A 10,353-nucleotide genomic window follows, 5' to 3' on the forward strand; every position below is an offset into this window, starting at 1 on the left:
GGGTCGCGCAGAACTTAGGTCATCCCTTCCTCAAGGCGAATGATTTTTTAGTGACCGCTGCCGGGAAGAAGTTCGTTGCGGCGAAGCTCGTCGATGGCTGCCACCGCATCTTCCGCAGACCAGCCCGCGCGAATGGCGGCGCCGATCATCCGGACCTCGGCCTCCTCTTCGATCTTGAGGAACAGCGGTTCCAGGGCCTCTTGGGCGGTAAGAATATGCTCGTTTGGAGGCGTAACTGACTGGCGGGTGGCGGGCGTAGGCATCTGCACGGTACTCCTCTCTCTGGCAGGGGACGATTCAAAATAAAGCGCGAGGGCAAAAAAGGTTCCGGATAAAGTTTCAGACGGTGTCATCTTGTTCTTTCGCCCCGGCTCTGCCTTGTTGCGCGGCTAGGCTGATGCTCGATTCGGTTCCCGACAAGAGGCGGAGCCATGACAAAAACGCACGAAGGAGATTGCGATGACGAACGCCAAGAACGGGATTTCCGAAATGCGACCGAGAATTACAGTAATTGGCGTCGGCGGCGGCGGCGGCAATGCGATCAATAACATGATAGCGGAAAATCTCGAAGGCGTCGATTTCATCGCGGCCAATACGGATGCGCAGGTGCTGGCGACATCAAAGGCATCCCGCCGCATACAGCTTGGCGCGCATATAACCGAAGGGCTGGGGGCCGGTTCGCTGCCGGAAGTCGGTCGCGCAGCCGCCGAAGAATCGATCGATGAGATCATGGATCATCTGGCTGGCTCGCATATGTGCTTCGTCACCGCAGGCATGGGGGGCGGCACCGGAACGGGGGCTGCACCTGTTATTGCCCAAGCCGCCCGCAACGCCGGCATCCTCACGGTCGGAGTGGTTACTAAGCCCTTCACCTTTGAAGGCAACCGCCGCATGAAGACAGCCGATGTCGGTATCGAGGCGCTCCGCGAGGCGGCCGATACGGTGATCGTCATCCCGAACCAGAATCTTTTCCGCATCGCCGATGCGAAGACCACGTTCGCGGACGCCTTCATGACCGCCGACCGCGTGCTTTATGCCGGTGTCGGCTGCATCACCGACCTGATCGTCAAGGAAGGCCTGATCAATCTCGACTTCGCGGACGTGAAATCCGTGATGCGCGGCATGGGTCGGGCGATGATGGGTACCGGCGAGGCTTCGGGCGAGGGGCGTGCGATGAAGGCAGCCGAGGCTGCGATCGCCAATCCGCTGCTCGACGATATTTCGATGAAGGGCGCCAGGGGTGTTCTGATCTCGATCTCCGGCGGCACCGACATGACACTCTTCGAAGTGGACGAAGCGGCAAGCCGCATCCGCGACGAGGTTCAGGATGAGGCCGATATCGTCGTTGGCGCGATCTTCGACCGCAACCTCGACGGCAAGTTCCGCGTCTCGGTCGTGGCGACAGGCCTCGACGGGGTGGCAGTTGGAACGCAGGCCCATCAGGGCGTGGCACTCGGCCAGGACATGCAGACGCGTACGCTGCAGTAAACCGTCCTATCGCCTGCGTGTCCGATCGGGCGCGCGGGCTTTCCAGATTGATGTCGTTTCGGTGTGGTGTTGCCGTTGCGCCAGCGGCTGGCGCAGATCGAGGAATGGCGCGAACGAGCCTCGCGGCCGATTTCCCGAAGGCGTAAGGTCGCCTCCGTAGCACCGACGCCTGCAGAACCAGAGCGGCGGGCGAAACGGGCATCGCGCAGCTGGTGATGGAGGACATCGAATGGTGAAGTTTGGCTATTTTGCTGCCGGTCTGCTCATCCTGATCGGAGTGGTCTGGATGGGGCAGGGCAGCGGCTATTTTCCCTATCCCGAAGAAAGTTTCATGATCAACCAGACGCCTTGGGTCTATTGGGGCGCTCTTGCCGCGATCGTCGGAATTGTTGTGATTGTGGTGACGAAAAACGCGCAGCACCGGTAACGATCGGGCCTGTGGCGTAGCATATCAGCGTGGCCAACCGCGCTGACGGGACTGCGACATTCAACGGACGGGCAGGGTAAGCTGCCTGCATGGTATCACTGGCTGGTGACATTGATCTGGGCGAGGGCAGGCCAAGGGGGCACCGGATTTGGCATCTGAGGCCCCTAAAATAATTCGCCGGCAAAAGAAGCCTCTGGGGGAGCTTCCGCCGGCGAAGGATGTGATCTGTACAGAAGCGTCTTACGCTCGGCGGAAACGAGCGTCCGCCATGTCGGGCCGCGTGCCATCAGGAGCGCGAAGGCCGTAGTGCTTGCTTGCGAACACCCATTCCACATTGCCGGGCTCGAACGGGCGGCGCGGGTTTCTCAGCGCCATCCGGCGTTCGGAGAGGCTGCGCGGCAGGGTGTCGATCATATCATTGACGAAGGTTTCAACGCTGTCTTTCCAGCGGGGGGAGATCGAAACATCGACGCCGCCAAAGCGATGGAAGTCAGGATGTTTGCGGGAATAGCAGGCGCTGAGCATCCAGGCATGCTGCTGCTTCAGAAAACGTTCTTTAATGGTCATTCCTAGTCTTTTTCCTTGGCGTCATCGACGACATCGGCTTCGGGGCGGTCGCCTCCGTTCGACCGTTCCGTTGTCCAGCTGCCGTTTGCACGCTGATATGTAATGTCCGCATCCTGGCCACCGAGCTGTTGTCGCTCTGCGGCGTGTTTGGCCGCTGCCAGTGCTTCTCGTGAGTTGGGAAAGTTTCCGACCAGACATCGTCCAGGCCGTAAGCCCAGGCGCCATCATGTTCGGCGACGTGGTAGGTAATCGACATCGATCTTTCCTTCAAGAACTTTTCGCAGGAATTTGCATGGGGCTCCACGCAGATTGAATAACTGCAACGGAGCTCGCCCCATGCTTGTTTCCTCGGTGCCTGGCCTGTGTGGGGCTGGATTCAGCGGGAGGTGCGATCTTGCGCGAGCGCGGAACGCTTCGTAGGCTTGAGGCGTTGATGGATTCGTTCAACGCCTTTCAATAGGAACCCCATGCGCGCTCAGTCGAAGCCGTTCATCGTCGAAGTCAAATCATCCCGTCGCACGGAGCGTCGCCAGTCAGCGTCGATCTGGGGGAACCTCGATCTCGCAGCCGTTGCCGAAGAGATTGCGGAAGAACTGCCGCAGTCGGCGGCCGCGCCGGCAGAAGCCGCCGACGCGCAGTAACCGCTTCGAAACCTACGCCGAGACAAACCGGTAGGACGCATCCTTTCGTTCAGCATAGCCGACGCCCGGGTAGCTCCAGTGATAGCCGAGCATCTTGAGCTTGTCGGTCGCGGCACGATCCAACAGCGTTTGACGGGTCTTCAGCGCGATCTCCGGCTCGGTATCGAAGCCGAAATGCCACGCGGGATGCTCAAAGAAGATCACGTCGTTGGTGCAGGAGTCGCCTGTGATCAAAAGGTCGCCGTCTCCAGCCAGTTCGATTGAGACATGGCCCGGTGTATGCCCGCGGGTTTGCACGATCCGCATCCCTGGAATGATCTCCTGATCGGGCCGCACCAGCGTCAGCCTGTCCTTGACGGCAAACAGGTCACGCTGCGCACCGCGTGCAAAGTCATGAAGCGCGGATGGCATGTGCGTCTCGTAGTCCTTGTCGGTCCAGAAGCTCCACTCTGCTTCGCTGACGAAATACTGCGCGTTCGGATAGAGCACCTTGCCATTGGCGGTGGTCGTGGCGCCGGAGTGATCCGGATGGGCGTGGGTGAAAACGACCTTGGTGATCGCTTCCGGCGCGATGCCGAGTGATTGCAGGTTCGCCGCCAGTTTGCCGGCGCTTGCCTGGAAATGGCTGCCGGATCCGGTATCGATGAGGATCAGGTCGTTGCCATGGCGGATCAGCGGAATGTTGGCCTGAACGGGGGCGACCGCCGAACTACCGCCCAGCCGCTGCATGATCGCCTGGCGCTCCTCGGGCATGGCATCGGGAAGCAGAATCTCCGCGGGAAGTGTCAGGAAGCCGTCGCTGACGACGGTAATGTCGAACGTGCTGTGCTGGAAGCGGTGGAAGTCGGCTGCAATCGCGTTGCGTGAGGCAAGCATCGCCACTGCGGCAGCCGTCAGCTTCAGCAGGTCGCGTCGGGACAACCCGCTCGGAATGGTATCTCGTGAGGTCACGAGCGTCTCCTTTGATGAGCAGATGCTGGTGTGCGGCAGGCGGGTCCCCAAGGGATCCGCCTGCGAATGTTCGAACGGTATTCATCCGTCATACGATCGCCGGTCCGTATAGAGCCGGGCGAATGATCCTCCATCTCAGTCCAGGAAGAATTCCAGCAGATCGGCGTTGATGACATCAGGATGCGTGGTGCACATGCCATGCGGGAAGCCGGCATAGGTCTTCAGCGTGCCGTGCTTCAGGAGTTTTACCGAAAGCGGTGCCGAGTCGGCATAGGGAACGATCTGATCGTCGTCGCCGTGCATGACCAGCGTCGGCACCGTGATCCGCTGCAGATCCTCGGTGAAATCCGTCTCGGAGAACGCCTTGATGCAATCGTAGTGAGCCTTGGCGGCACCCATCATCCCCTGCCGCCACCAGTTCTCGATGACGCCCTGGCTGACTTTAGCGCCCGGGCGATTGAAGCCGTAGAAGGGACCTGCCGGGATGTCGAGGAAGAACTGGGCGCGGTTGGCGACAAGCGCCGCGCGGAAGCCGTCGAAAACCTCGAGCGGCAGGCCGCCCGGGTTCTTGTCCGACTTGACCATGATCGGCGGCACAGCGCCGATCAGCACCGCCTTGGCGACGCGGCCGGGCTTTGCGCGCGCGACGTAGTGGGCGACCTCGCCGCCGCCGGTCGAGTGGCCGACGTGGATCGCATTCTTCAGATCGAGCGCATCGGTAAGCGCGGCGAGGTCCGCCGCATAGGTGTCCATCTCGTTGCCCTGCCACGTCTGGCTGGAACGGCCATGTCCGCGCCGGTCATGGGCAATCACACGATAGCCTTTGTCCAGAAAGAACATCATCTGCGCATCCCAGTCGTCGGCGCTGAGCGGCCAGCCGTGATGGAAAACAACGGGCTGGGCATCGAGCGGACCCCAATCCTTGTAGAAGATTTCGGTTCCGTCCGTGGTCTTGATGAATGGCATGATCAGGGTCCCTCTTTCTGGATTGATTGCTTTGATGGCGGCAAAGACACGTGAGCCTCCCTCCGGCGCCCATGTCATCGGGCACCCGGGCAGAGCCCGCTCCTCACCGCTGCCACGCTACGTCATGCACATGACGAGGCTTTTAGCGGCGTCGCGAACCAACGCTAATTTGATGCAAATGATCCAGAATGGAAGATGCCGGTTTGAAGAATGATGGCGCAGGAAAGGCAAGAACTTGTGAGCGCCATATTCGAACGAATTCTTGCCGAGACATGCGGGCCAAGCCCGTATGCTGCCGACGTCAAGATGCACGAATGGCTCTCCTATTTCGACGCGGTGGCAGAGGAACCGCATTTTGGCCGGGCGGCGGCCACGGTCTATATTGCCCAGCCGCCGCTTTCCAACGATGTGCAGGCGCTGCAGCGGGAACCTGCTCAAGCCACGGGTGTCACGGTGACGAGCAGGGAATTGACTTTTATGTGTGACCACATCCTTCAACGAAGATGCGCGCACAGACCCTAGCTCGTGCCACGATATCATCGTCTGAGATTTCGGGGATCTGCCCGAGCATAATTGCGCGCTGCGGTTCCATCGCCATCATGCCCCGGAGCATACCCGTCGCCGTGGGAACGTCCTTGATGACGACGCGCTTCAGTTCGACCTGCCGGGTCAGCCATTCCTCCATCGTCTTGCTCGTGCGGCGAATCGCCTGCTCGTAGAAGACGGCGGCAAGTTCAGGGAAGCGGTCTGACTCGCTGAGGACGAGCCGGGTGATCACGATGGTTTCGGAAGAAAGCGTCAATCTGCCGTACGCTATCAGGAGGCGCTCGAGTCCCTCGACGAGCGAGTTCCCTGATAAGCTCTCGGCGTTGAGGCCAAGGAAGTATCGACTGATTTTCGCTGAGATCACGTCGGAGAAGAGGTCTGCCTTGGCCGGAAACAGGCGATAGAGGGTCTTCGTCGATACGCCCGCGGTCTGCGCGATGGCACTGATGCTCGCAGATGCGTAGCCAGCCTTCTTGAATTGGTCGTTCGCAGCGTCGATGATGACGCCCTTGGTCTCTTCGTCGGATCTCTCCTTAGGACGTCCTCGCGAACGTTTCTCAGCCTGCACTACTTCCTGCATTCCCCAATTCCTATCTTTGGCTTCCCCATTACCATAGCGTTTATTTAGGAAAACTTCAAGTTTCCTAAAGGCTATGTCGCCGAAGCACCGCTCCCAGATGCTCGATCATACGCCTAGTCGTGATCCGCTCTCGATAGCTCGATACTAGAGAACTCCGGATCGAACCCAAGTTTAGAGATGGAGGCGTCAGATGCCGTTGTCTTCGGGGGGCTAACTTTTTTCATTGAGCGTTCAACCGTCCGCATAGAAAGCAATCGACGCACTCTGACGCCCGGCGCCTGATCTCGTCGGGCGTCATTGCTCTCTGCTTCAGAAGGAGTGACGCTCTCTGGGGCTCCATGATCATCATACCGCGAAGAATTCCGCTTGCTTCCACCGGACTGTCAATCGAGAGTTCGCCGGTCTCCATGCGTTCTCCTAGCCAGCATTCGATGATCTTGTTCGTCGGCACGATGGCCCTGTCATAGAAGGCGGTGCTCACCTCTGGAAATCTGGCGGACTCTGCAACAACGAGTTTCGCCATCCGCACTGCATCTTCGGACAGAGTCAGAATCCCGTAGGTCGTCATCAGCCGCGTCAGGCCCTCGCGAAGATCCAGATCACGCAGTGTCGCAAGATCGATCTCCATGAGGAAGCGATGGATCTGCCTAGAGATGACCTCTGCAAGTAGCTCAGCCTTTCCAGGGAACAAGCGATAGATCGTCTTCGTGGAAATGCCCGATACGTGGGCGATCGTGCTCATCGCGGAATTCGCATAACCGCTGCTACGGAAACCTTCGTCGGCGACGCTAACGATGTGGTCACGCGTCTCCTTGTCGGACCTCGATCTGGGTCGCCCCCTATGCCTCGGATGGTCGCTCTTATTTTGGAACATGAAAATTTTCCAAATTATCGTTGACATCCGCTAGATAAGGCATATTTTGGAAAATAACAAGTTTCCTTAATGCAATGCGGCTGCGGCCCAAGCGACGGCAACCGAAAGCAGGAGTGATATCGATGGATGAGAATGTTATCGCGCTGACCGGAAAGTCCGACCGCAAGGCCGCCCCGGCTGCCCCGGAGGCACCTACCGCTGATGCTGGTAACCGTCCGGCACCCGCCGCTCCAGTGGCCGCCGCACCCGCGGCCCCGGTAGCCACGGAACGGAAGGGCGGTGGCATCAAGAAGCTCGTGATGGGCGTCTCGTTGCTTGCCGTAATCGCCGGCGCCGCCTACTATGGCCACAACTACTGGACAGTCGGCCGCTTCGAGGTGTCGACTGACGACGCCTACATCAAGGCAGACAACAGTGCCATCGCCCCGAAGATCGCTGGGTACCTGGCCAAGGTACTCGTCGGTGACAACCAGGTCGTAACGGCAGGGGACGTGCTGGCCGTCATCGACGACCGTGACTATGCCACCGCACTCGACCAAGCCAAGGCCGACGTCGATGCAGCCCGCGCCACGATCGAGGCGAAGAAGGCCGCCCTGGTGACACAGCAGTCAGTCATAGCGGCCGCCCATGCTTCCATCGAAGTGGATCGCGCCAACGAGACATTCGCCGAGCAAAACGACAAGCGTTATACTCGCCTCGCCACCAATGGCTACGCACCGGTCCAGACTGCACAGCAGGCATCCTCACAGATTGCCGCGAACCGGGCGACCACGGCTCGGGACATTGCCGCCCTGGAAGGCGCGACGAAGCAAGTCGACATCCTCAAGGCCGAGGTTGCGCAGGCTGAGGCAGCGCTCGCACGTGATATAGCTGTTCAGCGACAGGCTGAACTGAACCTCTCGTATTCGAAGATCGTCGCTCCGATCGACGGCGTCGTCGGCAACCGGACACTGCGTGTCGGACAGTACGTGCAGGCTGGTACCCAGCTCATGACGGTCGTTCCGACGAAAGCAGCCTACGTGGTCGCCAACTACAAGGAGACGCAGTTGACCGACGTGCGGCCCGGACAGGAAGTCGATATCGAAGTCGACATGTTCCCAGACCGCGTCTACCACGGCCGCGTCGACAGCCTTGCTCCGGCCAGCGGTCAGGAGTTTGCACTTCTGCCTCCCGACAATGCCACTGGCAACTTCACGAAGGTGGTCCAGCGCATTCCGGTCCGCATCGTGATCGATGCCGAGAGTGTTGCTTCCGGCGACCTTCGTCCCGGCATGTCCGTAACCCCCACAATCGATACCAAGGTCGGCAACGAGTAGCCCTAGAGGCGATCGCCCGGATCCAGGAGGATCAAGTCATGTCTAACGTAGCAACGTTGCCGACATCAGCGGCGATGGCGGCTCCGGCTGCCTCGCAGAAGGCCGGAGCGAAGGAATGGATCGCCGTCCTCGCAGGGATGATCGGCGCCTTCATGGCCATTTTGAACATCCAGATCACAAACGCCTCGCTCCTCGACATCGAGGGAGGCATCGGGACAGGCGTCGACAACGGCGCCTGGATCTCGACCTCCTACCTGATCGGCGAGATCATTGTCATTCCGCTGACGGCGTATTTCAGCAGCGTGTTCTCGTTTAGGAGATACATCCTGGTCAACACGATCCTGTTTCCGCTATTCTCGATGGCTTGCGCCTTCACGCATGACCTGAACTCGATGATCGCCATGCGCGGTCTGCAGGGTTTCGCAGGCGGCATCCTGATCCCGATGGCCTTCACCATGGTTCTCACCAAGCTGCCGAAGCCTCAGCAACCCATCGGTCTCGCCATCTTCGCACTTTCGGTCACCTTCGCGCCCGCGATCGGCCCAACCATCGGCGGCTATCTGACCGAGAACTACGGATGGCAGGCCATTTTCTTCATCAACACGATCCCGAGCGCCATCATGGCGATCGCTCTTGCGGCTACGCTCGAGAAGCAGCCGATGCGCCTTGGCCTTCTCCGCGAGGGCGACTGGGCTGGGATCGTAACGATGTCGATCGGACTCGCAGCTCTGCAGACCGTCCTCGAGGAAGGCAACAAGGACGACTGGTTCTCGTCGCCGTTCATCGTGAAGCTGAGCATCATCGCCTTCGTGTTCCTCGCTGCATTCATCTGGATCGAGCTGAAGGTCGAGAAGCCGCTCGTGAAGCTCCGCCTGCTAAAGCAGCGCAACTTCGGCATTGGCGTTGCCGTCAACGTGCTGGTCGGCGTCGCCTTGTTTGGTACGGTCTACATTCTGCCGCAGTATCTGGGCCAGGTGCAGCGCTACAACGCGCAGGAGATCGGCAATGTCCTGGCATGGACCGGGTTGCCGCAGTTGTTGCTGATCCCGCTGGTTCCGATCATGATGAAGCGTTTCGACGCTCGCTATATCGGCTTCCTCGGTATCAGCATCTTCGCCATTAGCTGCTTTATGAATATCCTGCTTTCGGCTGACAATGCTGGCGATCAATTCTGGATCCCGAACATTGTCCGCGCAATTGGGCAGGCTCTCGTGCTTACTCCGATCACCGCCATCACCACAGGCGGGATCGCACCCCAGGATGCTGCGGCTGCGTCCGGCTTGACGAACATGCTGCGTAACCTTGGTGGCGCCGTCGGAACGGCTACGCTTGGAACGGTGCTGACAAAGCGAGAACAGTTCCATTCGAACATCATCGGGCAGTCTATCACGATGGGCAGGGATGAGGTCCGCCAGCGCATCGATACGCTCACTGCATACTTCCAGTCGCATGGCGTCTCCGACCATGCAAAGGCGACGGGGCAGGCGATCGTAACCCTCGGCAGGACCGTGAAGCGCCAGGCTCTGATCATGGGCTTCAGCGACACCTTCGCTGTGATCGGCGTCGTTCTGGCCATCGCCGCAGTCGCCTTGCTGCTGACCCAGCGGACCTCTGGTGGAGGAGCTGGAGCCCATTGACGGCAGCCGCTGGTGGCGGGGCATCGCACCCCGCCCACCATCCATCCGTATAGTTTACTCCCAACACAGAGGCTTCTCCGGGTCGCGTAGACCAGAGGCATGTATCCAGAAGGACCGGACCTGGTAGTCGCGACCATCCCAGTTTGCAATTACCGCGTCAGCCATGCCCTTCCACCGCACTCATTCGGGTTGATTCCTGTTTTGTTCCTTGAGGCATTTTCCGGGCACCGAAGTGCCCGGAAAGGTAATTACTCGTCCGCCAAAAGATCGTGCCCCGGGAGGTGGTGTAGGTCGCGGCTGAAGGCCGTGCTTTCCGACATAGAGCCGGAGGGATATCAGCGGGCCACAGCGGGCAGACTG

General features: G+C 59.8%; 11 protein-coding genes and 2 pseudogenes. 6 read left to right on the plus strand and 7 right to left on the minus strand.

Annotated elements, in window-relative coordinates; all coding sequences use genetic code 11:
* Nucleotides 1–47: 47 nt before the first annotated feature.
* Complete coding sequence (locus tag FHX09_RS26775) at nucleotides 48–263, minus strand: hypothetical protein (RefSeq protein WP_037117532.1); 216 nt, start codon at nucleotides 261–263, stop codon at nucleotides 48–50.
* Nucleotides 264–459: 196 nt separating this feature from the next.
* Between FHX09_RS26775 and ftsZ the strand changes: the two genes are divergently transcribed.
* A complete protein-coding gene (gene ftsZ / locus FHX09_RS26780) occupies nucleotides 460–1,488 on the plus strand; it encodes a cell division protein FtsZ (protein WP_007792717.1) in 1,029 nt (342 codons plus the stop codon).
* A 229-nt stretch (nucleotides 1,489–1,717) separates the two neighbouring features.
* Nucleotides 1,718–1,915, plus strand: coding sequence for a hypothetical protein (locus tag FHX09_RS26785; RefSeq protein WP_132594240.1), 198 nt, complete (start codon nucleotides 1,718–1,720; stop codon nucleotides 1,913–1,915).
* A 240-nt stretch (nucleotides 1,916–2,155) separates the two neighbouring features.
* Here FHX09_RS26785 and FHX09_RS26790 read toward each other — a convergent pair whose 3' ends face one another.
* Nucleotides 2,156–2,482, minus strand: coding sequence for a hypothetical protein (locus FHX09_RS26790; RefSeq protein ID WP_132594242.1), 327 nt, complete (start codon nucleotides 2,480–2,482; stop codon nucleotides 2,156–2,158).
* 2 nt (nucleotides 2,483–2,484) lie between these two features.
* A pseudogene (locus tag FHX09_RS26795) lies at nucleotides 2,485–2,738 on the minus strand (DUF2188 domain-containing protein).
* 211 nt (nucleotides 2,739–2,949) lie between these two features.
* Between FHX09_RS26795 and FHX09_RS26800 the strand changes: the two are divergent.
* Nucleotides 2,950–3,123 (plus strand): hypothetical protein, encoded by a 174-nt coding sequence (locus tag FHX09_RS26800; RefSeq protein WP_165933195.1) that lies wholly within the window; start codon nucleotides 2,950–2,952, stop codon nucleotides 3,121–3,123.
* Between the two features lie 12 nt (nucleotides 3,124–3,135).
* Here the strand turns inward: FHX09_RS26800 and FHX09_RS26805 are convergent, their stop codons facing one another.
* Together FHX09_RS26805 and FHX09_RS26810 are read right to left on the minus strand one after the other, a co-directional pair.
* Complete coding sequence (locus tag FHX09_RS26805; RefSeq protein ID WP_165933196.1) at nucleotides 3,136–4,074, minus strand: MBL fold metallo-hydrolase; 939 nt, start codon at nucleotides 4,072–4,074, stop codon at nucleotides 3,136–3,138.
* A 135-nt stretch (nucleotides 4,075–4,209) separates the two neighbouring features.
* Complete coding sequence (locus tag FHX09_RS26810; protein ID WP_007792703.1) at nucleotides 4,210–5,040, minus strand: alpha/beta hydrolase; 831 nt, start codon at nucleotides 5,038–5,040, stop codon at nucleotides 4,210–4,212.
* Between the two features lie 306 nt (nucleotides 5,041–5,346).
* Between FHX09_RS26810 and FHX09_RS30150 the strand changes: the two are divergent.
* A pseudogene (locus tag FHX09_RS30150) lies at nucleotides 5,347–5,469 on the plus strand (LysR family transcriptional regulator); the annotation flags it as partial.
* Between the two features lie 46 nt (nucleotides 5,470–5,515).
* Here the strand turns inward: FHX09_RS30150 and FHX09_RS26820 are convergent.
* Entirely contained in the window at nucleotides 5,516–6,166 is a 651-nt protein-coding gene (locus FHX09_RS26820; protein WP_132594244.1) for a TetR/AcrR family transcriptional regulator, read from the minus strand.
* Nucleotides 6,167–6,386: 220 nt separating this feature from the next.
* Nucleotides 6,387–7,040 carry a TetR/AcrR family transcriptional regulator gene (locus FHX09_RS26825; RefSeq protein WP_132594246.1) on the minus strand — a complete coding sequence of 218 codons (654 nt, stop codon included), beginning with the start codon at nucleotides 7,038–7,040 and terminating at the stop codon, nucleotides 6,387–6,389.
* Nucleotides 7,041–7,162: 122 nt separating this feature from the next.
* On the opposite strand from FHX09_RS26825, the gene FHX09_RS26830 reads away from it, so the two are divergent.
* Entirely contained in the window at nucleotides 7,163–8,356 is a 1,194-nt protein-coding gene (locus tag FHX09_RS26830; protein ID WP_132594248.1) for an HlyD family secretion protein, read from the plus strand.
* A 38-nt stretch (nucleotides 8,357–8,394) separates the two neighbouring features.
* Nucleotides 8,395–9,993 carry a DHA2 family efflux MFS transporter permease subunit gene (locus tag FHX09_RS26835; RefSeq protein WP_183722944.1) on the plus strand — a complete coding sequence of 533 codons (1,599 nt, stop codon included), beginning with the start codon at nucleotides 8,395–8,397 and terminating at the stop codon, nucleotides 9,991–9,993.
* Nucleotides 9,994–10,353: the final 360 nt, after the last annotated feature.

This window comes from Rhizobium sp. BK538, from assembly GCF_014197575.1.
GTDB lineage: Bacteria > Pseudomonadota > Alphaproteobacteria > Rhizobiales > Rhizobiaceae > Rhizobium.